Genomic DNA, 21,764 nt, shown 5'->3' on the forward strand with positions numbered 1-21,764 from the left:
AGAAACGTAATGGCAAACGCAAAAGGCAAAGTGACCCAGGTCATCGGCGCCGTGGTCGACGTGCAGTTCGAGGATCACCTTCCGGCGATCCTGAACGCACTGGAAACCGACAACAATGGCAACCGTCTGGTCCTCGAAGTGGCGCAGCACCTGGGTGAAAACACCGTGCGCGCCATCGCGATGGACGCCACCGAAGGTCTCGTGCGCGGCCACGAAGTGACCGACACCGGCGCGCCGATCTCGGTTCCGGTCGGCACCGCCACGCTGGGCCGCATCCTCAACGTCACCGGCGACCCGGTCGACGAAAAGGGCCCGGTGGAAGCCGACGAATATCGTCCGATCCACGCTGACGCGCCGGACTTCGACGAACAGGCCACCGAGGCCGAAATCCTCGTCACCGGCATCAAGGTCATCGACCTGCTCGCCCCCTACTCGAAGGGCGGCAAGATCGGCCTCTTCGGTGGTGCTGGCGTGGGCAAGACCGTTCTCATTCAGGAACTCATCAACAACATCGCGAAGGTGCACTCGGGCCTGTCCGTGTTCGCCGGCGTGGGTGAGCGGACCCGTGAGGGCAACGACCTCTACCACGAGATGATCGAATCCGGCGTTCTGACCCCGGACAACCTGCCGGACTCGAAGATCGCCCTGGTCTACGGCCAGATGAACGAGCCGCCGGGTGCGCGTGCCCGGATCGCCCTGACCGGCCTGACGCTGGCCGAGCAGTTCCGCGACGCCACCGGCACCGACGTTCTGTTCTTCGTCGACAACATCTTCCGCTTCACCCAGGCGGGTTCGGAAATGTCGGCGCTTCTGGGTCGTATTCCCTCGGCCGTGGGCTACCAGCCGACGCTGGCCACCGACATGGGCGCGATGCAGGAACGCATCACCTCGACCAAGAACGGCTCGATCACCTCGATCCAGGCCGTGTACGTGCCCGCGGACGACCTTACCGACCCGGCGCCGGCCACGACCTTCGCCCACCTCGACGCGACCACGGTTCTCAACCGTGCGATTTCGGAACTCGGCATCTACCCGGCCGTGGACCCGCTCGACTCCACCTCGCGTCTCATGGACCCGCTGGTGATCGGCGAGGAGCACTACCAGGTCGCCCGTGACGTCCAGGGTATCCTTCAGCGCTACAAGTCGCTGCAGGACATCATCGCCATTCTCGGCATGGACGAACTGTCGGAAGAGGACAAGCTGACCGTGGCCCGTGCCCGGAAGATCCAGCGTTTCCTTTCGCAGCCCTTCGACGTGGCGAAAGTGTTCACCGGCTCGGACGGTGTGCAGGTTCCGCTCGAGGACACGATCAAGTCGTTCAAGGCCGTCGTCGCCGGCGAGTACGACCACCTGCCGGAAGGCGCCTTCTACATGGTCGGCGGCATCGACGAGGTGATCGCCAAGGCCGAGAAGATGGCCTCCGAAGCTGCGTAATCGGTCTTCCCCCGCCCACGGGCGGGGGGCGGCTCCGATCAGGAGACAAACATGGCTGACATGATGCAATTCGACCTGGTGTCGCCGGAGCGCCGCCTGACCTCGACCGAGGCCAGCGCGGTGCAGATCCCCGGCGCCGACGGCGATTTCACGGCGATGGTGAGCCACGCGCCGACCATCGCCACGCTGCGTCCCGGCATCGTGACCGTGCAGGGCGCGGGCGGCGAAGAGAAGTTCGTCGTGACCGGCGGGTTCGCCGAGGTCACGCCGGACGGCACCAGCGTCCTGGCCGAGCGTGCGATGCCCGCGGGCGAAGTGACCCAAGACGTCATCGACGAGTTCGTGGCCTCCGCCGTTGCCGCGCGCGACAACGCCTCGCCGGAGATGGTCGACGAGCTGTCCAAGCAGGTCGGCGACATCGCCCTCGTGGCGGCCGAGCTGGGACTCCAGGCCAAGCAAAGCTGACAAGAACCCGGACAACCGGGGGACAGTGGGGCCCTGCATCTTCGGATGCGGGGCCTTTTTTTGTGCGGTGGCCAATGGCTCAGCCGGGCATCGCGTCCGAAGCCTGCGTGGATTTCCGGTCAAACCGCCGGTTTTCGCCCGTCGCGAACGTCATTGATCGAAACGCGGGCGCGCCTTAGCAATGGCCATGACCGCCCGCCGCCCGCTTCTCTTCATCCTGGCAACCATCCTGATCGACGCGATCGGGATCGGCCTGATCTTTCCGCTGATGCCGGACCTGATGGACCGTGTCGGCGCAGGCGGCGCGTCGAACGGGGCGGTGCTGGGTGGTATCCTGATGGCCGCCTACGCTGCGACCCAATTCCTCTGCGCCCCGGCGGTCGGCGGCATCTCGGACGCGATCGGGCGCAAGCCGGTGTTGCTGGTGGCGCTCGCGACGCTGGCCGTCGATTACGCGATCATGGCGCTCGCGACGAGCTTCTGGCTCCTCCTCGTGGGCCGGCTGCTCGCCGGGGTGGCCGGGGCGACCTACATCACCGCGACCGCCTACCTCGCCGATATCTCTCCGCCCGGGGAGCGGGCGGCGAACTTCGGCCTGATCGGCGGGACCTTCGGCATCGGCTTCGTGCTGGGCCCGGCCTTGGGCGGGCTTCTCGCGGGGATCAGCGTTTCCGCGCCCTTCTGGGTCGCCGCCGCCTTGTCAGCCGCGAACGTGGGGTTCGGCCTGGCCGTCCTGCCCGAAAGCCTCGCGCCCGGGAAGCGGCGCGCCTTTACCCGGGGAGACCTGAACCCGTTCGGCGCGATCCGCGATGCCTTCCGCCTGCCGGCGTTGGCCCTGCCGCTGGCCTGCCTCTTCGTGTTCGAGTTCGCGAACATGGTCTACCCGACGCTCTGGGCGTTCTGGGGTAGGGCGGCCTTCGGCTGGTCGGCGGCGATGATCGGCCTCACGCTCGCGGCCTACGGCGTGGGCGTGGCACTGACCCAGGGCGTGCTGATGCCCGCGCTCCTCAAACGAACCAGCGACTTCCGTGTCATGGTCTTCGCGCTCGCCACCGGCGCGGTCGCGGCGCTGGCCTTCGGCGTCATCGGCGCGCCGTGGATGGTGGCGGTGGTCCTGCCGATCGCCTGCCTGTCCGACATGGCGCCGCCGACCATGACCGCGATGATGTCGAACGCCACGGCCGAGGACCGGCAGGGCGTGTTGCAGGGTGTCATCGCCTCGCTGGGCTCGCTCGCCGCGGTCTTTGCGCCGCTGGTGATGACCCCGCTCTTTCGCCAGTTCTCCGGCCCCGACGCCGCGATCCGCCTCCCCGGGGCCCCGTTCCTCTTCGCGGGCGTGCTGATGCTGCTCCTGCTGCCGGTGGTGGGCCGGCTCCGCGCGGGGCCCTTGCCGGCCACCAAGGCTTGATGCCGGGCGCCGCTTTCGGGCAGGTTCGACTTCGGCAGCAACGACAGGACAGGCAGGGTTCCGACATGTGGCGGATCAGAACGCACCGGATGGGGATCGACCGCGGGTCGCAATTGCTCTTTTCGGATTTCGCCAACGACGGCGCGATGTGGGCGGGGGAGGGGCACCGCGACATCCGCGTGTTGATCACGTTTTCGGAGCGTTTCGTCACGCCCCCCGTCGTGATGGTCGGCATGTCGATGCTGGACGTCGCCAACGACGCCAACACGCGGGTCGACATCTCGTCGGACAACGTGACCGAGACGGATTTCGAGATCGTGTTCCACACCTGGGGCGACACGAAGGTCGCCCGCGCGCGGGCCGACTGGATGGCCTTCGGCGAGGTGGCGGACGACGACGACTGGGATGTGCCCTAGCCGTCGTCTTGGAGATCAGGAGTAATAGGTCTCGTAGAGCGGCTGGAGCGTTTCGTGCTCGAACAGCGACGACACCGAGGTACCGCCCCAGATGTTCAGGATCGCCTGCGCGAAGATCGGCGCCATCGGCACGATGCGGATGTTCGGCGCGGCCGCGACCTCGGGCGTGGGGGCGATCGAGTCGGTCAGCACGAGGCTCTTGAGCTTCGAGGCCGTGACGCGTTCAACCGCCGGGTTCGACATGACCCCGTGGGTGATATAGGCGTGCACCTCCTGCGCGCCGCTTTCCATCAGCACATCCGCGGCCTTGCACAGGGTGCCGGCCGTGTCGCAGATGTCGTCGACGATGATGCAGCGCTTGCCGGTCACGTCGCCGATCACGGTCATTTCGGCCACTTCGCCCGCCTTCTCGCGGCGCTTGTCCACGATGGCGAGCGGCGCTTCGATCCGCTTGGCCAGCTCACGGGCGCGGGCCACGCCACCCACGTCGGGCGAGATGACCATCACGTCGTCCATGCAGTCCTTGAAATGGTGCTTCACGTCGAGCGCGAAGACCGGGCTGGCATAGAGGTTGTCGACCGGCATGTCGAAGAAGCCCTGGATCTGCGTCGCGTGCAGGTCCATCGTTAGGACCCGCTCGATCCCGGCCTGGCTGATCATGTTGGCCACCAGCTTGGCACTGATCGGCGTGCGCGCCTTGGTGCGCCGGTCCTGCCGGGCGTAGCCGAAGTAGGGGATCACGGCCGTGATCCGGCCCGCCGACGAGCGGCGCAGCGTGTCGGCGATGATGAGCAGTTCCATCAGGTTGTCGTTCGCGGGCCGCGAGGTCGACTGGATGATGAACATGTCCTCGCCGCGCACGTTTTCGTGCACTTCGACGAAAACCTCCGCGTCGTTGAACCGCTCGACCCGCGCTTCGACCAGTTTGACCTGTGATCCGCGATGGATGGACATCCGTCGGGCCACGGCCTCGGCAAGTTGCAGGTTGGCATTTCCCGAGATGAGCTTGGGTTCGGTGATCGCAGGCATGGAGATTTCCCCGGCTGTCCATGTAACAGAATCGCGACTGGTCGCGTTGACTTCGCTTAGCACCGGGCTAGGTTCATGGCCACCGTGGGATGGGGAGAAGTCGACATGACGACGATCGCGTATTATTTCAGCACGATTTCACCGTACACCTACATCGCCGGCCCCCGGCTGCGACGGATCGTCGAAGAGCAGGGCGCCGAGATCGTGATGAAGCCCTTCGACATCATCGGCCTGTTTCCTCGCACCGGCGGCCTGCCGCTGCCCGAACGCCACCCGTCGCGTCAGGCCTATCGACTGGTCGACCTCGAGCGGCAGGCCAAGAAGGCCGGGCTTCCGATCAACGTGAAGCCCGCGCATTTCCCGACCAATGCCGCGCCCTCGTCCTATGCCATCATCGCCGCGCAGGCGGCGGGCGGGGGCGACGTGTTGGGGCTGGTGGAGCGGCTGCTCGCGGCCTGCTGGGCCGAGGAGCGGGACATCGCGCAGGATGACGTGATCCGCGATTGCCTTTCGGCCGCCGGGTTCGATCCGAAGCTTGCCGACAGCGGGCTTCTTACCGGGGCCGAGACCTATGCCCGCAACCTCGAGGAGGCCGTGGCCGACGGCGTCTTCGGCGCACCCAGCTGGGTCGTAGACGGCGAGGCGCTGTTCTGGGGACAGGACCGGCTCGAGGATCTGGAGCTGCACTTCAAGGGTGAGCTGTGATGGACAGCGGTTCGCCGCGCCAACGCATCGCAGATCACCTGGTTCACGTGGAAACGATGGGCTCCGGCGTGCGCCGGGCGCTCTTCATCCATTGCACGCTGGGGCACAGCGGCATCTGGACCGGGGTCGAGGCCGCGCTGCTCGACCGGCTTTCCATGACCGCCTTCGACCGGCCCGGGCACGGACGCTCCGGTCTCTGGACCGGGGGCGACGACGGGAAGGCTTTGCACGACCTCAACACCGAGATCGCCGGCCGGCTGATCGAGCGGCGCGCCGACGTGATCGGTCACAGCTACGGCGCCACGGTGGCGCTGCGCCTTGCGCTCGACTGGCCGGACCACGTGCGCAGCCTGACGCTGATCGAACCGGTGTTCTTCGCCGCCATCAAGGGGACGGAGGAGTACGCGCAGGCGCGGGGGATGATGGAGACCCTGCGCGCGCAGATCGCGGCGGGTGACCGGATCGGGGCCGCGCGGCTCTTTCACGACGTGACCAACCCGGGCCTGCCGTTCGACCGGCTGTCGCCCGACCGGCAGGCGCGCCGGGCGGAGATGATCGACATCGTCGTACAGGAAAGCCCCGCCACCTTCGACGACACCGCCGGAATGCTGGCCCCCGGTCGGCTGGAACGGATCAGCCAGCCCGTGATGCTGCTGGAAAGCGGCAACCCGCCCACCGGCATCCGGGCCGTGCACGAAGCGCTGGCCGCGCGCATCCCGCAGGCGCAGCGCGTGGTCGTGGCGGGATCGGATCACATGGTGCCGCGGACCCACCCGACCAACGTGGCCGGCGAGATCGCCGCGTTCCTGAAGGTCTGATCAGCCGCGCAGGGTGTCGAGGAAGTGGTCGACCGCCTCGGGGCCCGTCGACCAGTCGCAGACGAGCCGCGCTGTCAGCCGCGCTTCGTCGGCCGCCCCGTCCAGCGTTCCGCCCCAGATGTGGTAGACCGCCCCCGCCTCGAACAGGCGCCGGTGGTCGCCCGCGGTGAAGGTGGGGAACATCATGTTGCCCGATGGCTCGTAGGCGAAGGACACGTCGTTCATCCCCGAAAGCCCGGCCTGGAGCAGTTCCCGCGCCCCGTTCGCCGCACGCGCAAGCTCCAGCCACAGGTCTTCTTCGAGATAGGCGTTCATCTGGGCGGCCAGGTAACGGTGCTTGGAGAACAGGTGCCCGCCGCGCTTGCGCCGAAGCTCGAATTCCCAGGCCTTCGCGGGGTCGAAGAAGACCACCGCCTCGGCCCCCATGAGCCCGTTCTTGGTGCCGCCGAAGCTGACCACGTCGACTCCGGCCTTCCACGTCATCTCGGCGGGCGTGCAATCAAGATCGACCAGCGCATTCGCGAAGCGTGCACCGTCCATGTGGACCGGCAGGCCGAAATCCTTGGCCACTTCGCACAGCGCGGTCAGGTCGCCGCGGCTGTAGAGCGTGCCGCGCTCGGTAATCTGGGTGATCGAGACGGGGCCGCGCTGGGGCCCGTGAACACCACGGCTTTCTTCGGCCGCGATCGTCTCGCGCAGGGCCGAGGCCGTCATCCGCCCGTCCTCGGTCGGCACGAGGGTGAGCTTCGCGCCGCCGGTGTAGAACTCTGGCGCATTGCATTCGTCTTCGTGGATATGGGCCACGTCGCTGCAGAAGACCGTGTGATAGGGCTGCGCATAGCTGGCGAGCGACAGCACGTTCGCCGCCGTCCCGGTGGCCACGAAATGGACCGACGCCTCCGGCGCCTCGAAGATTTCGCGGATGCGCGCGACGGCTTCTGCGGTCACGGGATCGGCGCCGTAACTGCCGACATGGCCCTCGTTGGCGGCGGCGAGCGCCTCCAACACCTTGGGGTGAACGGGTCCGGCATTGTCCGAGGCGAAATGCATCACAGGTCCTCTTCGATCAGGTAATCTTCCCACTCGTCTTCGGCGATCTCGAACTCCGGCACGGTCCAGCCGCGCACCGACACGCCCGCCTTGTGAACGCTGTCCGGGTGGCCTGAGATCAGCGGGTGCCAGTCGTGGAGCGGTTTGCCTTCGTGGCGCAGGCGATAGGCGCAGGTCGCGGGCATGAAATAGGCCACGTCCGCCATCGTCTCCGGCGTGAGCACGATACATTCGGGGACGAAGTGCAGCCGGATGTCGTATTGCGAGCAGCGGCAGGTGTCGTTGTCCAGAAGGCGGCAGGCCACGCGGGTGAAGGCGACCTCGCCGGTCTCCTCGTCCTCGAGCTTGTTGAGGCAGCACTTGCCACAGCCGTCGCACAACGCTTCCCACTCCTCGGGTGTGAGGTCGCCAAGGGGCAGGGTCCAGAATGATTTGCGTAGTCGAGTCGCCATCCGCGGACCCTCGCCCAGCGGGCGGGGAATGAAAAGAGCGCAGCTTTGCGGTGAGCAGGTTGACGCAAGGGCGCCTGGCAACGAGAAACAACCTTAAGCTGCAAGAATCATTGTGATAACGCACAGGTTGTGTAATGTGGCGCCAGGAGCAGAAACGCATGCTGACCGCCCGATCTTCAAGACACCAGCAGGTCGCCGCAGGCGTTCGTGCCCAGCTTGACCTGCACCTGGAACGGATCCGGCGGGCGCTCGGGTTCGAGACCGTGTTCATCGCACGGGTCGCCGGCGGTGAGCGGCGGGTGGAGGCGATCTCGGCCGCGCCGTCATCGGGGCCCGCGCTCCGGCCCGGCGACATCCGCCCGGCACAGGATTGCCCCGTCGTCGTCTCGACCGCCCTGCGCCACGGCGACCTGTTCGCGGGCCAGGTCCATGCGGACACCGTCGCCCGACCGCCGCCATTTGCCGCTGCCCAAGGCGTGCCCGTTGCCCTGCCCGGCGGCGCGCTCTTCGGGGTCCTGGGCGGGATTGGCGACCGGACAGACGCGGCCCCGGTCCTGAAAGAGGCCGCACGCGTGATCGAGGTGATCCTCGACATCCTCCGCCACGAAGAACTCATGGCCCAGCAGGTGCGCGGCATGATCATGCACGTGATCCAGGCGGGGCTCTTCCGGGCGGTGTTCCAGCCGGTCCGGGATCTCGACACCGGCAGCGTCATCTACCGAGAGGGGCTGACGCGTCTCGACGACAGCCTCGAAACGGACGTGCCGCAGCTGTTGGCCGAGGCGCACGCGGTCGGCGCCGGCCCTGCGCTCGAACTGGCCTTCGCGCGGGCGATCCTGCGGGCGGGGCGCGACTGGCCCGACGGGGCGGGGATTGCGATCAACCTGTCGGAGACGACCCTGCACTCGGAAGCCTTCACGGAATTCCTGTCCGAAGAGGCCGAGCCTGGGCTGACGGTGGAGCTGACCGAACACGAGCCGGTCAGCGACTACCGCGCCCTCGGCGCGGTCGTGGAACGGTTGCGGGCGGCGGGTGTCAGCCTTGCCATCGACGACGCGGGGTCCGGCTATACCTCCCTGCGCCATATCCTCGACCTCAAGCCCGACGTGCTCAAGATCGACGCGCAGCTCTCCGCCCGCGTCGACACCGATCCCGAGGCGCTGGCCCTGTTTCGCTTCCTGCAGCGCTACTGCGACGAGACGGGCACGCTCCTCGTGACCGAGGGAATCGAGCGGACCGAGCAGCTCGACGCGCTGCGGGCCATCGGCGTGCGTTACGTGCAGGGCTTCCATGTCGGCGCGCCCCGCGGCAGTCGGACCTCCGGCGACACGCCTGATATCGCTTGAAAATCCGCCGTTGCGCGGGGCCGCGCCCCGGAGGTGTTGACAGTTGCGCATAAATTTAACATGTTAAGCAATATCAGGAGGACACATGGCGCATCTGAGCATCGAATATTCGCGGGGACTGGCCGACCGTGCCGACATCGCGGCCCTTTGCCGGGCACTTCACGCGGCGATGATCGATACCGGCATCTTTCCCCTCGCGGGCATCCGGGTGCGCGCCCATGCCGCCGACCATGCCGTCGTGGCCGACGGGTTGGACGACAACGATTTCGGCGCCCTCACGCTCGCCGTCGGGGCCGGGCGCACCACGGAGGCGCTGAAGGCGGCCGGTGACGTGATCTTCGCCGCGGCAAAATCCGCGCTGGCCGGGCCACTAGCCACCGAACATTTCGCCCTCTCGCTCGAGATCCGGGTCATCGACCCGTCGCTGAGCTGGAAGGACACCCCCATTCATGCCCGCCTGTCGGGCCGCAAGACGGAGTGAGACATGAGCGCTCTTGAAGACAACATCGCCAGGGCCGAGGGCTTCATCGCCCGTTTCCGCGCGGACGGCGTGATGAACCATATCGACGGCGAAAACGTCCCGGCGCTCTCGGGCGCGCAGATGGAGACGATCAGCCCGGTCGACGGAGCCGCGCTCGCCAAGGTCGCGAAAAGCGGCGCCGAGGATATCGACCGCGCGGCGGCGGCGGCCAAGGCTGCGTTTCCGACCTGGTCGAAAACGCCGGGCGCCGAGCGTCGCAGGATCCTGATCAAGGTCGCCGAGGCGATCGAGGCGAGCGCGGACGAGATCGCCTTCACCGAATGCATGGACACGGGCCAGGCGCTGCGGTTCATGTCGAAGGCCGCCATTCGCGGCGCGGCCAACTTCCGCTACTTCGCCGACCAGGCGCCCGGCGCCGAGGACGGCGAGGTGACGCGCACGCCGACGCAGATGAACACGACAAGCCGCCGTCCGATCGGGCCGGTGGGCGTGATCACCCCGTGGAACACGCCGTTCATGCTGTCGACGTGGAAGATCGCCCCCGCGCTCGCCGCCGGCTGCACCGTGGTGCACAAACCGGCCGAGTTCTCGCCGATGACCGCCAAGCTGCTGGTCGAGATCGCGGAGGAAGCTGGTCTGCCCAAGGGCGTGCTGAACGTGGTCAACGGGATGGGCGAGGACGCCGGCAAACGGCTGACGGAGCACTCGGACATCAAGGCGATCGCCTTCGTCGGTGAAAGCCGCACCGGGTCGATGATCATGGCGCAGGGCGCCGCGACGCTCAAGCGCGTGCATTTCGAGCTCGGGGGCAAGAACCCGGTCATCGTGTTCGACGACGCCGACCTCGAACGTGCCGTCGATGCGGCGACCTTCATGATCTACTCGCTGAACGGTGAGCGCTGCACCTCGTCCTCGCGGCTCCTGGTGCAGGACACGATCTATGACGAGTTCACGGCGAAAGTGGCCGAGGTGGCCAAGCGCATCAAGGTGGGCCATCCGCTCGACCCCGAAACGGTGGTCGGGCCGCTCATCCATCCGGAGCACGAGGAGAAGGTCCTGTCCTATTTCGACAAGGCCCGCGCCGAAGGCGCGACCATCGCAGCCGGGGGCGAGAAGGTGGGCGATGCAGGCTGCTTCGTGGCCCCCACGCTCTTCACCCACGCGACCAACGACATGACCATCGCGCAGGAAGAGATTTTCGGCCCGGTCCTGACGGCCATCCCGTTCAAGGACGAGGACGAGGCGCTCACGCTCGCCAATGACGTGCAATATGGCCTGTCCGCCTATCTCTGGACCAACGACCTCGGCCGCGCGATGCGCATGACCGACGAACTCGAAGCGGGGATGATGTGGGTGAACTCGGAAAACATCCGTCACCTGCCCACGCCCTTCGGCGGCGTCAAATCCTCCGGCATCGGGAGGGATGGCGGCGACTGGTCCTTCGACTTCTACATGGAGACGGTGAACGTCAGTTTCCCGCGCGCGACACACAAGATCCCGAAACTCGGCGGGTGAGGCGCCGACCCGAGGAGGAAAGACATGGGTGAGATCGTACTCGCGGCCAAGATGACCCACGTTCCGACGATGCAGATGTCGGAGCAGGACGGGCCGGTGAAAGGCATGCGCCAGGCGGCCATCGACGGGCACTACGAGATCGCGCGCAGGGCCAAGGCGCTGGGTGCCGACACGGTGGTGATCTGCGACACGCACTGGCTGGTCAACGCGGGCTTCCACGTCAACGCGAACGACAGGTTCGAGGGGCTGCTGACCTCGTCCGAGTTCCCGCAATTCATCCGCGACATGCCGTATTCCCACGAGGGCAACCCGGCGCTGGGCGACGCGATCGCAGAGACGGCGAGCGAAATGGGGGTCTACACGCTGGCCCACCACCTCGACAGTCTCGACCTGGAATACGGCACGCTGGTGCCGCTGTCCTTCATGAGCCGGGAACACGAGATGAAGGTCGTCTCGATCGCCGCCTTCTGCACGGTCCACGACCACGACGAGTCCCGCGTGCTGGGCGAGGCGATCCGCAAGGCGGTGGAGGCCAGCGACGACAAGGTGCTGCTGGTCGCCTCCGGCAGCCTCAGCCACAAGATCTGGTCGAACAAGGACTATGCCCCGAACAACGGCACCTTCACGATCAGCTCCGAGTTCAACCGGCAGGTCGACCTCATGGTGCTCGACATGTGGCAGCGCGGCGATCATGCGACCTTTCTGAAGATGCTGGGCGACTACGCCGTCCATTGCTCCGGGGAAGGGTCGATGCACGACACCGCGATGCTCTACGGCGCATTGGGCTGGGACAGCTACACCGGCAAATGCGAAGTGGTGACCGAGTACTTCCCGTCCTCGGGCACCGGCCAGACCAACGTGATATTCCCCGTCCAGTAAGACCGGAGACGACGATGCCCATTCCCGCCCCCAACCTGACCCCGCCGTTCAACATCCTGCGCCTGAGCCACGTGGAGTTCGGCGTGACCGACCTTGCCGCGTCCCGGAAGTTCTACGTCGACACGCTCGGCCTGCAGGTCACCGACGAGGACGACGAGACGATCTACCTGCGTGCGATGGAAGAGCGCGGGCATCACTGCCTTGTCCTGAAGAAGCAGGACACGCCGGGGATCGACTACCTGTCCTACAAGGTCTGGCAGGAGGAAGAGCTCGACAAGGCGCATGACTGGTTCAAGGCGGAGGGCCATTCGGTCGAGTGGGTCGAGCGCCCCTACCAGGGCCGGACCCTGCGCACGCACGACCACCTTGGCGCGCCGATGGAGTTCTATTTCAAGATGGACCGGCTGGAGCCGATCCACCAGAAATACGCGCTCTACAATGGGGTGAAGCCCCTTCGCATCGACCATTTCAACTGCTTCGCGCCGAACGTGGACGAGGCGGTCGAATTCTACACGCGCCTGGGCTTCCGCGTGACGGAGTACACCGAGGACGAGGAAACCGGCCGGCTCTGGGCGTCGTGGATGCATCGCAAAGGCGGCGTGCACGACATCGCTTTCACCAACGGCACCGGCCCGCGCTTGCACCACACGGCGTTCTGGGTGCCGACGCCGCTCAACATCATCGACCTGCTCGACCTGATGTCGACCACCGGCTACGTCGCCAACATCGAGCGCGGGCCGGGGCGGCACGGCATCTCGAACGCCTTCTTCCTCTACATCCTCGACCCCGACGGGCACCGGATCGAGATCTATTGCTCGGATTACCAGACCGTCGACCCGGACCTCGAACCGATCAAGTGGGACCTCAAGGACCCACAGCGCCAGACACTCTGGGGCGCGCCCGCGCCGCGGTCGTGGTTCGAGAACGGGTCCACCTTCACCGGCGTCGAGACGCGCGAGAGCGATCTTGCCGCCAGCCCCATCATCGCACCCTAAGGAGGCCCGCGTGACAGGACGCATCGCTGCATTCCGCGCCAAGGACAAAACCCGCTTCGGCGTCGTGACCGACGAAGGGATCGTCGATCTGACCGAGATCGCCGGTTTTCCCCATCTTCAGGCGGTCGTGAGCGCCGGCGCGCTTGCGGACGTGATCGCGGTGGCCGACGGGCGGGCGCCGGATTTCCGGATCGAAGACGTGACCTTCCTCATCCCCGTCGCCGCGCCGGAAAAGATCATCTGCGTCGGCGTGAACTTCCCGGACCGCAACGCGGAGTACAAGGATGGCACGTCGCAGCCAAAGCACATGTCGCTCTTCCCGCGCTTTCCGCGCAGCTTCACGGGGCATGGCCAGCCGCTCATCCGCCCGCCGGAGAACCACACGCTGGATTACGAGGGCGAGGTGGCCATCGTCATCGGCAAAGGCGGACGCCGGATCGCGGCGGAAGATGCCTACGACCACATCGCGGCGCTCACGCTCGCCAACGAAGGGACGATCCGCGACTGGGTGCGCCATGCGAAGTTCAACGTCACGCAGGGCAAGAACTGGGACAACTCGGGGGCCATCGGCCCGTGGCTCGTCCCGTTCACCGATCCCGCGCAGCTCGACGACGCGCACCTTGTGACCCGCGTGAACGGCGAGGTGCGGCAGGAGGACGACATGAAGAACATGATGTTCCCGATCCGCGAGGAGATCGCCTATATCTCCACCTTCACCACGCTGGTGCCGGGCGACATCATCATCACCGGCACGCCCACGGGGGCGGGGGCGCGGTTCGATCCGCCGAAATACCTGGCCCCCGGCGATGTCGTCGAGGTCGAGGTCGAGGGCATCGGCATCCTGCGCAACACGGTGGCCGACGAATGACCCTGACCCGGGACGAGATCGCGACCGCCGCCGCCGACCTGCTCGAGGCCGAGCGTACGCGCACCCAGATCGGGCTTCTCTCCAAGCGCCATCCGGGCATGACGCTGGACGATGCCTACGCGATCCAGACCGCGCAGATGGCCCAGAGCCTCGCGGCGGGGCGCGAGATCATCGGGTGGAAGATCGGGCTCACCTCGAAGGTGATGCAGGAGGCATTGAAGATCGACACGCCCGACAGCGGCGTGCTCTACGACGACATGCTGTTTCCCAATGGGGGGACCGTGCCCGCGGGCCGGTTCATCCAGCCGCGGATCGAAGCCGAGATCGCCTTCGTCATGAAGGCACCCCTGGGCGGCGACGTGACCCGGGAGGATGTTCTGGCGGCGACCGACTACGTCACCCCGTCGCTCGAGATCCTCGATACCCGCATCCTGCGCGCCGATCCCGAAACCGGGCGGGCACGCGTCATCACCGACACGGTGAGCGACAACGCGGCCAATGCGGGCCTCGTTCTGGGTGACACCCGAAGCGCGCCGGACGCGGTCGACCTGCGCTGGACCGGAGCGATCCTGCGCAAGGACGGCGAGGTCGTGGCGACCGGCCTTGGCGCCGCCGTCCTCGATGATCCCGTGATGGGGCTGGTGTGGCTCGCCCGGCGCATGCATGAATACGGCCAGCGGATCGAGGCGGGGCAGGTGGTGCTGTCCGGCTCGTTCATCGCCCCCGTCGAATGCCCTCCGGGCACATCCATCACTGCCGACTTCGGCCCCTTCGGCCAGGTCGCCATCAGTTTCGAGTAACGCCATGCCCGCACCGCACAACCAGTTCAAAGCCCGCCTCAAGACCGGCGAGACACAGTTCGGCCTCTGGGTCGCCTCGGGCGATCCGTCGGTGGCGGAGCTTGCCGCCTCGGCCGGGTTCGACTGGCTCGTGATCGACGGGGAGCATGGGCCCAACGGCCTGCGCGACGTGCTGGCGCAGCTGCGCGCCGTGGGCGAGCGCACCCAGGCCGTGGTGCGCGCCCGCGACGACAACCGTGCGCTTCTCAAGCAACTCCTCGACATCGGGGCGCAGACCATCCTGATCCCGATGATCGAGACGGGTGAGCAGGCGCGCGAGGCGGTGCGCTCGGTCAATTATCCCCCGGTCGGCGTGCGCGGCGTGGGCGCTGCACTGGCACGCGCCTCGCGCTACGGGGCCGAGGCGGATTACCTCGCCACCGCCAACGACGAGATCTGCCTGCTCGTGCAGGTCGAAAGCCGCGCGGCGCTGGCGGGCCTCGACGACATCCTCGCGGTCGAGGGGATCGACGGGGTGTTCATCGGGCCCGCGGACCTCGCCGCCGACATGGGGCACCTGGGCAACCCCGGCGCGCCCGAGGTGGACGCGGCGATCCGCGACACGCTGACCCGGATCATGGAGTCCGGCAAGGCGGCGGGCATCCTGACATCGGATCGCGCACTGGCGCAGAGCTACGCCGATATGGGCGTGGCCTTCCTCGCAGTCGGCTCCGACATCGGGGTCCTGCGCAGCGGCCTGACCGCCCTGCGCGGGGCCTTCGAAAAGGCCCTGTGATTCTCCACTAGCCAGGCTTTCAAATCGGGCACGCCCTTGCGCCTGTGGCCACAATTGGCCGAACGGCGCGGGCGTGTTTCCAAATGTCGGACACGCTTGCGCCACATTTGGTCCATTTCTTGCCCAAATTAGACGCTCGAGTGTCCGCCCATCCGTGGTTTCGGACGGTTGCATGCACCAGGCCGGCACGGCGCGGCCGTGGGTAAACCTTTGCTCGGCCCTCTTATAATGACCTGTAAATAAAGGGATAAACGTCAATAAGGTGCGTTTCCGTGAGTGCGTGAACGGCTCTACTTCCTGTGATTTTCACTCCTCCGAAATAGTGCGGCAGCAACAGATTGTTTCCGTTCCGCGACATCCAAAAGAGGCAAGTTTGTGGCAACATCGTGGCCGGGGGCGCCATGCACGAACGTCCGGCAATGAGCCGGGTGGTGATTTCAGGGGTGAAACATGGCTTTGGATTTCGAACACCAGGTCCTGGTGGCTGCGCCAGGACACCAGAGGCTTGCGCCGGCCATGCCGCCGCGGCCCACCATTGGAAAAGGCAAAAGACTTTTCGACATGGCCTTCGCCGCGGCCGCGCTGATCGCGCTGTCGCCGGTCTTCCTGGTCATCGCCGTGATGCTGCGGCTGCGCGAACGCGGCCCGGTCTTCTTCGCGCACAGCCGGGTCGGCCAGAACGGCCAGACCTTCCGCTGCCTCAAGTTCCGCACGATGCGCGAGAACGGGGACGAGATGCTGGCGCGCATGCTGGCCATCGACCCGATCGCCCGGCGTGAATGGGAAGAGGCACAGAAGATCGACCGCGACCCGCGCGTGACGCGGCTGGGGGCCTTCCTGCGCCGCACCAGCCTCGACGAGCTGCCGCAGTTCTGGAACGTGCTGCGCGGCGACATGTCGATCGTGGGCCCGCGTCCCGTGACCCGGGGTGAGGCGGCGAAATACGGTCGCCACTTCGCCGACTACTGCAAGGTCAAGCCGGGCATCACCGGCGCCTGGCAGGTCGGTGGACGCTCCGACACGAGCTATGAACACCGCGTCGCGCTCGACGTGGATTACGTGCGCAACGGCTCGTTCGCCGAGGATCTGCGCATCGTGTTCAAGACCGTGGGTGTCGTGCTCGCCCAACGCGGCGCATGCTGACCGCGCCGGCCGTGAAATCGGACACGCCCATCATGCTCGACACGCTGCGCAAGTTCCGCGACGAAAGTTTCGCGACCCCGCCGCCGGAAGCCGCTTTCGCCGAAGCGGACGCCCGGCCGACGCGGATCTTCGTGGGCATCCCGACCACGGGGCGTCCGACGATCCTGCCGGACACGGTGCGCGCGCTGGCCAAACAGACGCGCCTGCCCGATGCGCTGATCCTGTCCATCGCCTCGCTCGACGACCTGGGGGATCTCGCGCCCGAACATCTGCCGTTCGAGGTCGAGATCATCATCGGCAAGAAGGGCGCGGCCGGGCAGCGAAACCGGATGTTGACGCTTCTGGACAAGCGCGACGTGCTGCTCCTGCTCGACGACGATTTCCTGATGGAGCCCGATTACATCGAGAACACGCTGAAGCTGTTCCGGCAGGAAGACGACGTGGTGGTGGCCACCGGCACCGTCCTGGCCGACGGCATCATCGGCCCGGGCTACGACCACGAAGAAGGCGCGCGCCGGCTGGAGGCGCTGTCGCAGGCCCCGCGCAGCGATGCGGTGAACCCGATCTACGCAGGTTACGGCTGCAACATGGCGTTCCGGGTCGAAACCGCGCTGGCCAACGACATCCGGTTCGACGAGAACCTGCCGCTCTACAGCTGGCTCGAGGACGTGGACTTCTCGCGTCGCCTGGCCGCCCACGGCCGTGTCGTGAGGGCGGGCGCGCTGCGCGGCGTTCACCTCGGGACCAAGACCGGGCGGACGCCGGGCATCTTCCTTGGCTACTCGCAGATAGCCAACCCGGTCTACCTGGTGCGCAAGGGCACGATGACCCGTCGCCACGCCTGCGAGCTTGTGCTGCGCAGCATGGCGTCGAACACGCTGCGCGCGTTCAAGCGGGCCGGCGTGAACGACTACCGGGGCCGGCTGCGCGGCAATCTCGTCGCGGTGAAGGACGTGCTTCGGGGCCGGGACTCACCCGGCCGGATCACCGAGCTGCGGCCGTGAGGTGAGGGGCGGTCGGCACACGATCGTATTCGCCGAGGAGCGCCTCGATCCACGCGCTCCGCTCCAGCCCGAGCCGAACCGCGCCCCCGAACCCGGCCTCGCTCATCCGCCGCACGTCCTCGTCCGGAAGCGACATCATCCGCGTGAGCGCGGCGTCGAAGCGCGCGGGATCGGCCGGGTCGAAGGCGAAACCGAGTCCATGCTGCACGACTTCCGCGGACATGAGCGCCGTGTCGGACACCAGGACCGGCAGGCCGCTTGCCGCCGCTTCCGCGATGACGAGCGCGAAAGGCTCGGGGTGGCGCGAGGGCATGACGAGCGCGCGGGCGGTCGCGACATGGGCGCCGATCCGGTCGCGCTCCGTCCAGCCGGTGATCGTGATGTCACCCCCCAGCGCCTCGAGCGCGGGGCGCAGCGGCCCGTCACCCACCAACGTGAGCGGGACACCGGTGCGCCGCGCGGCCTCGGCCAACGCGAGGACGCCCTTGTCGGGCTCCAGCCGGCCCACGTAGACGAGCGCCCGGTTGTCCTCGGCCCGTATGCGGGTGGCGGAGAAGGGGATCGCCGGGTTGCGCACCACGCGGATCGCGTCCGCCCGGTAGCCCGCGCGCGTCAGGCGCGACACCATCTCAGGGTGCAGCACGAGGATGCCCGCCCAGGCCGTTCCGTCGCCCAGGTGCCGGCGCAGGGCGGACGTGCGCAGCACCCGCCAAAGCTTGTGCCCGTAGTTGCGCTTGTCGCACTGGGTCGTGAGGCAGTCGAGCGACAGGGGCACCCGCCCGCACGGCTCGCCGCGCCGGTAATCCATGTAGACGCCGTTGGGGCAGGCCAGGAACATGTCGTGGGCATGAATGAAGGTGCGCGCCGCGACCGGGGCGAGGCCCGCGAACAGGTCCGGCGACAGGATCTGCGCCCAGCCGTGGACATGGTACACGGTCTCCGGCGTGCCGTGGTCGGCCACGAAGCGCGCGACCATGTCGCGGGCGGCCGTGTTGCGCAGACCGGTGGCGAGCGTCTTCAGACCCGACTGGTCCAGAAGCCGCCGACCGCCGAGGGCCACGACCTCGATCCCCCGTTCGGCGAACATCGGGTTCTCGCCCGCATCGCCGCAGATCCAGGTCACGTGGTGCCCGGCGCGCGCGAAATCCTCGGCCGACATGAGGGCCAGCCCGGTCGCGCCGCCGCGCGCCACGCTCACGTCGTTGATGATGACGATCCTGCGTCCGGTCATGAAATTGCCCCGTGGCCTCACTTTTTTCGTGCGAAGACCCGCATTTCAACACGCCCGCGCAGTATGGTCATAGCGCTAACCGGGATTTATGGCGATTCTTCGGTGAAGGGGGCGTGACGGCGTGGCGACCGAGAAGATCATTCTGTTCAACCTGCACTACTCGCCCAACCTGGGCGACGGGCTGATCGGCGCGTGCATGGTGCATGCGTTGTCCACCCTGCGCCCGGGCGCACAGGTGGTGCCGATCGACATCTCCGGGCGCAACGGATTCGGCGCCGTCACCGTGCGCAACCGCAACCTGGCGCTGAAGGTGCTGCGGGTCTTGCCACTTGGCTTGCGCCAGCGCGCCGTGCACCGGCGGCTGTCGGCGTTGCTGGACGGGGTCGAGGACCGGTGGCGCAAGGCGCTCGACGGGGCGGGCATGGCGCTGATCGGGGGCGGTCAGCTCTTCTCGGATGCCGACCTGAACTTCCCGGTGAAGATGGACCGCGTCGGGCAATTGCTGGCCGAGGCCGGGGTGCCCGCCGCCATCCACGCGGTCGGCGTGTCCGAGAACTGGACGCCCTGGGGCCGCCGGCTGTTCTCCCGGCTGTGCGAGGCCGACCTGCGCGCCGTCGGCGTGCGCGACGCGCCTTCGCTCGCGGCCTGGCGTGCACAGGCGGGCGGGGATTGCCCCGGTGCCCGGCTGACCCGTGACCCGGGCCTTCTGTCCGAGGCCGCCTTCGGCCCCCGTGCGCCGGGGCAGGCGATCGCGCTGGGCATCACCGCGCCCGACATCCTGTCCTACCATGCCGATGCGGGCGTCGCCGGGGGCGGGGGGATCGCCTTCTACGAGGAACTCGCCCTGTCGCTGGTCGCGCGGGCCGGGCGCGTGCGCCTGTTCTGCAACGGGGCGGACGAGGACGCGGCCGCGCTCGCCGCCGTCGCGGGACGCCCGGCGATCCAGGGGGCCATCGCGGCGGGCCAGATCGAATGCGCCCGCGTGCCCGCCACGCCGAAGGAGCTGGTCGATACCGTCGCCACTTGCCGCGCCGTGATTTCCCACCGGCTGCACGCCTGTATCCTGGGTCACGCCTATGGCCGCCCCGTCGTGGGCATGGGCTGGGACCGGAAGGTGGAGAGCTTCTTCGACTCCGTCGGTCTGGAGTCCTGCTTCGTCGGCCGCACGGGCGCGGCACCGGCGACCGTGGCCGACATCATGGTCAGCGCCATCGCGAACGGGGTCGACCGCGACCGCCAGGCCGCCGTGATCCGCGACACCTGGGAGGGCCTCGAAAGCACCCTCGCGGACCTTACGGAGCAGGGGCGCGGCGCAGCGTGAAACGGTAACGGGTGGCATCGCCCCGCGCGCTGTGGCCAGGGCCCACGATGATGCGCAGGACGTCACCCTGCGCGAGGTCGAGCGGGCCAAGGGCATAGTCCGCGGCCGCCGTCACCACCCGCCGGTCGATCTCCTCGCCGTTCAGCGTGACCTGCGCCACGACACCGTCGGTCGTGCGCTCGGGCGGGGCAAGGTGGATGTCGAGCGCGCCCCGCAGGGCCTCTGCCACCACGTGTTCATGGACAACCTCGCCGGGCGCATTGCCATCGCCGGAGGGCAGGAGGAACACGCCGTCCATCCGGAGCATCCCGTCGCGCGGGCTGCCGAGATAGGGCGTCCACGGCACGCCGTTCGCCTGCTGGCCGCCCCGCAGAGCGAACGGGGCCTCTTCGCCGCCGATACGGGTGAAACGGCGGAAGCCGTCGCCGTCCTGGCCCGGGTAGGCGAATTGGTGGAAGCTGTCGGCCACGGTGTCTTGCGGTCCGAGCGTCACGGTTTCGCCGATCACCGGCGGGTCTTCCGCCAACAGGACCAGCGGACGCACGCGGTCGAGCGCCGGGTCTTCGACGCTCTCCCCGTCCGGACCAAGCACCTCTATGCCGTCCGCGACCGAAAGCGCGCGGGGCTCGCCCCATATGACGAGCGCGCGGTCGCCGTAGAGGCAGGCATGGGTGAACGGATCGGGGGAGACGTCGCGCACCGTGCGGCCCGCGAGATGGCGGTCGGCGAGTGCGAAGGCGCGGCCCACGGCCGTCACCTCGTCGTCCGCACCGATCAGCGGGGCGAGCCCGTCGCCGCGCGGGTTCAGCGGATACCACACCGCCCGCGTCACCCCGGCCAGCGCCATCTTGCAGTGATACTTGATGAGCGTCGCGGGTGCCGTGGCCGCGTCCTCGTCCCCGAACTCGGTCACCTCGATGGGCATGTCCGCGAAACCCGGCACCCCGCGCAGAAGCGCGACCTGGCGGCCGAAATGCTCCGGCGGCGTGGTGTAGGGATGGATCACCACCGCGTCCATGTGGGCGGGCGCCCCGGCGTCCGAGAGCGCACGGAACCAGGCGAGCGGGACGGAATGCGCGGCCCCGCCCAGGATGCGCAGATCCGGGCGGACCTCGGTCACGGCGGCGCGCGTCGCGGCCAGCAGCCGGGTATAGAACACGGCCCTGCCCGCCAGGTCCGCCGCGCGCATCGGGCCGGAGGTGAAGGTGGCCGAGTTCATCTCGTTGCCCACCTCGACCGCGTCGATGGCCGGGTAGCGCCGGACAAGGGCGGCAGCGTGGTCCGCGAACCCCGCGACCCCCTCGGGCGTGTGGGGCGTCACGCCGCCATCGTAATCGGGATGCCCGTTGTTCACCGTGAGGCTCATGCCCATGCCGCGGGCTTCGAGCAGGGCGGGATAGGCCGTGCGGAACGTGTCGTACCGCCGCGCGCCGTCCTGTTCCACGTCACGCCAGTAGACCCCGTCACGCAGGTCGCGCACGCCGAGCGCCTGCGCCGCGTCCAGCATGTCGGCGTCCCAGCCCTGGCCGAAGTTCGACGCCGCCCCGAGCCGCGGGCCCACCAGCTCCTGCGCCATGACGGGCAGGGCGGCGAGGGCGAAGGCGAGAGGCAGGACAAAACGCATGGAGC

22 protein-coding genes are annotated in these 21,764 nt (G+C 67.8%); 17 read left to right on the forward strand and 5 right to left on the reverse strand.

Translation table 11 applies throughout. The features are described 5' to 3' along the window. Window positions 1–9 precede the first annotated feature (9 nt). The 4 genes from atpD to GQE99_RS05525 all read left to right on the forward strand — a co-directional run bounded on the left by atpD (window position 10) and on the right by GQE99_RS05525 (window position 3,723). Window positions 10–1,434 carry a F0F1 ATP synthase subunit beta gene (gene atpD, locus GQE99_RS05510; RefSeq protein WP_161350589.1) on the forward strand — a complete coding sequence of 475 codons (1,425 nt, stop codon included), beginning with the start codon at window positions 10–12 and terminating at the stop codon, window positions 1,432–1,434. A gap of 51 nt (window positions 1,435–1,485) precedes the next feature. Next, a complete protein-coding gene (locus tag GQE99_RS05515; RefSeq protein WP_161350590.1) occupies window positions 1,486–1,899 on the forward strand; it encodes a F0F1 ATP synthase subunit epsilon in 414 nt (137 codons plus the stop codon). Between the two features lie 187 nt (window positions 1,900–2,086). After that, a complete protein-coding gene (locus tag GQE99_RS05520; protein WP_161350591.1) occupies window positions 2,087–3,307 on the forward strand; it encodes an MFS transporter in 1,221 nt (406 codons plus the stop codon). A gap of 65 nt (window positions 3,308–3,372) precedes the next feature. Then, a complete protein-coding gene (locus tag GQE99_RS05525) occupies window positions 3,373–3,723 on the forward strand; it encodes an H-type lectin domain-containing protein (RefSeq protein ID WP_235917117.1) in 351 nt (116 codons plus the stop codon). Between the two features lie 15 nt (window positions 3,724–3,738). Here GQE99_RS05525 and GQE99_RS05530 read toward each other — a convergent pair whose 3' ends face one another. After that, on the reverse strand, window positions 3,739–4,752 hold the full coding sequence (locus GQE99_RS05530; protein ID WP_161350592.1) for a ribose-phosphate pyrophosphokinase: 1,014 nt from the start codon (window positions 4,750–4,752) through the stop codon (window positions 3,739–3,741). Window positions 4,753–4,857: 105 nt separating this feature from the next. Here GQE99_RS05530 and GQE99_RS05535 point away from each other — a divergent pair, with 105 nt between their 5' ends. After that, window positions 4,858–5,457 (forward strand): 2-hydroxychromene-2-carboxylate isomerase, encoded by a 600-nt coding sequence (locus GQE99_RS05535; RefSeq protein WP_161350593.1) that lies wholly within the window; start codon window positions 4,858–4,860, stop codon window positions 5,455–5,457. Next, a complete protein-coding gene (locus GQE99_RS05540; RefSeq protein WP_161350594.1) occupies window positions 5,457–6,275 on the forward strand; it encodes an alpha/beta fold hydrolase in 819 nt (272 codons plus the stop codon). The genes GQE99_RS05535 and GQE99_RS05540 overlap by 1 nt, the downstream gene beginning before the upstream one ends. Here the strand turns inward: GQE99_RS05540 and GQE99_RS05545 are convergent, their stop codons facing one another. Both GQE99_RS05545 and GQE99_RS05550 read right to left on the reverse strand, forming a co-directional pair. Continuing rightward, window positions 6,276–7,325 (reverse strand): threonine aldolase family protein, encoded by a 1,050-nt coding sequence (locus GQE99_RS05545; protein WP_161350595.1) that lies wholly within the window; start codon window positions 7,323–7,325, stop codon window positions 6,276–6,278. Next, window positions 7,325–7,777, reverse strand: a complete 453-nt coding sequence (locus GQE99_RS05550) for a YcgN family cysteine cluster protein (RefSeq protein WP_161350596.1) — start codon at window positions 7,775–7,777, stop codon at window positions 7,325–7,327. Before GQE99_RS05550 ends, GQE99_RS05545 begins: the two co-directional genes overlap by 1 nt. A gap of 158 nt (window positions 7,778–7,935) precedes the next feature. On the opposite strand from GQE99_RS05550, the gene GQE99_RS05555 reads away from it, so the two are divergent. The 10 genes from GQE99_RS05555 to GQE99_RS05600 all read left to right on the forward strand — a co-directional run bounded on the left by GQE99_RS05555 (window position 7,936) and on the right by GQE99_RS05600 (window position 17,583). Further along, a complete protein-coding gene (locus tag GQE99_RS05555; RefSeq protein WP_161350597.1) occupies window positions 7,936–9,123 on the forward strand; it encodes an EAL domain-containing protein in 1,188 nt (395 codons plus the stop codon). An 85-nt stretch (window positions 9,124–9,208) separates the two neighbouring features. Beyond that, a complete protein-coding gene (locus tag GQE99_RS05560) occupies window positions 9,209–9,604 on the forward strand; it encodes a 5-carboxymethyl-2-hydroxymuconate Delta-isomerase (protein WP_161350598.1) in 396 nt (131 codons plus the stop codon). Window positions 9,605–9,607: 3 nt separating this feature from the next. Beyond that, window positions 9,608–11,119, forward strand: coding sequence for a 5-carboxymethyl-2-hydroxymuconate semialdehyde dehydrogenase (gene hpaE / locus GQE99_RS05565; protein ID WP_161350599.1), 1,512 nt, complete (start codon window positions 9,608–9,610; stop codon window positions 11,117–11,119). A 24-nt stretch (window positions 11,120–11,143) separates the two neighbouring features. Then, window positions 11,144–11,998, forward strand: a complete 855-nt coding sequence (gene hpaD / locus GQE99_RS05570; protein WP_161350600.1) for a 3,4-dihydroxyphenylacetate 2,3-dioxygenase — start codon at window positions 11,144–11,146, stop codon at window positions 11,996–11,998. Window positions 11,999–12,012: 14 nt separating this feature from the next. Then, window positions 12,013–12,993 carry a 3,4-dihydroxyphenylacetate 2,3-dioxygenase gene (hpaD, locus tag GQE99_RS05575; protein ID WP_161350601.1) on the forward strand — a complete coding sequence of 327 codons (981 nt, stop codon included), beginning with the start codon at window positions 12,013–12,015 and terminating at the stop codon, window positions 12,991–12,993. Window positions 12,994–13,003: 10 nt separating this feature from the next. Further along, a complete protein-coding gene (locus GQE99_RS05580) occupies window positions 13,004–13,861 on the forward strand; it encodes a fumarylacetoacetate hydrolase family protein (protein WP_161350602.1) in 858 nt (285 codons plus the stop codon). Then, window positions 13,858–14,661 carry a 2-oxo-hept-4-ene-1,7-dioate hydratase gene (gene hpaH, locus GQE99_RS05585; protein WP_407943784.1) on the forward strand — a complete coding sequence of 268 codons (804 nt, stop codon included), beginning with the start codon at window positions 13,858–13,860 and terminating at the stop codon, window positions 14,659–14,661. Before GQE99_RS05580 ends, hpaH begins: the two co-directional genes overlap by 4 nt. 4 nt (window positions 14,662–14,665) lie before the next feature. Then, window positions 14,666–15,436, forward strand: a complete 771-nt coding sequence (locus tag GQE99_RS05590; protein WP_161350603.1) for an aldolase/citrate lyase family protein — start codon at window positions 14,666–14,668, stop codon at window positions 15,434–15,436. 450 nt (window positions 15,437–15,886) lie between these two features. Next, window positions 15,887–16,579 (forward strand): sugar transferase, encoded by a 693-nt coding sequence (locus tag GQE99_RS05595; RefSeq protein ID WP_161350604.1) that lies wholly within the window; start codon window positions 15,887–15,889, stop codon window positions 16,577–16,579. Beyond that, window positions 16,573–17,583, forward strand: a complete 1,011-nt coding sequence (locus GQE99_RS05600; protein ID WP_161350605.1) for a glycosyltransferase family 2 protein — start codon at window positions 16,573–16,575, stop codon at window positions 17,581–17,583. The genes GQE99_RS05595 and GQE99_RS05600 overlap by 7 nt, the downstream gene beginning before the upstream one ends. On the opposite strand, the gene GQE99_RS05605 is transcribed toward GQE99_RS05600, so the two are convergent. Continuing rightward, complete coding sequence (locus tag GQE99_RS05605) at window positions 17,564–18,814, reverse strand: glycosyltransferase family 4 protein (RefSeq protein WP_161350606.1); 1,251 nt, start codon at window positions 18,812–18,814, stop codon at window positions 17,564–17,566. The genes GQE99_RS05600 and GQE99_RS05605 overlap by 20 nt on opposite strands. A gap of 121 nt (window positions 18,815–18,935) precedes the next feature. On the opposite strand from GQE99_RS05605, the gene GQE99_RS05610 reads away from it, so the two are divergent. Further along, a complete protein-coding gene (locus GQE99_RS05610; RefSeq protein WP_161350607.1) occupies window positions 18,936–20,135 on the forward strand; it encodes a polysaccharide pyruvyl transferase family protein in 1,200 nt (399 codons plus the stop codon). Here GQE99_RS05610 and GQE99_RS05615 read toward each other — a convergent pair. Next, entirely contained in the window at window positions 20,107–21,759 is a 1,653-nt protein-coding gene (locus tag GQE99_RS05615; RefSeq protein WP_161350608.1) for a glycoside hydrolase 5 family protein, read from the reverse strand. The genes GQE99_RS05610 and GQE99_RS05615 overlap by 29 nt on opposite strands. Window positions 21,760–21,764: the final 5 nt, after the last annotated feature.

Origin of the sequence: Maritimibacter harenae (assembly GCF_009882975.1) — a bacterium.
In the GTDB taxonomy this organism is placed as follows: domain Bacteria; phylum Pseudomonadota; class Alphaproteobacteria; order Rhodobacterales; family Rhodobacteraceae; genus Maritimibacter; species Maritimibacter harenae.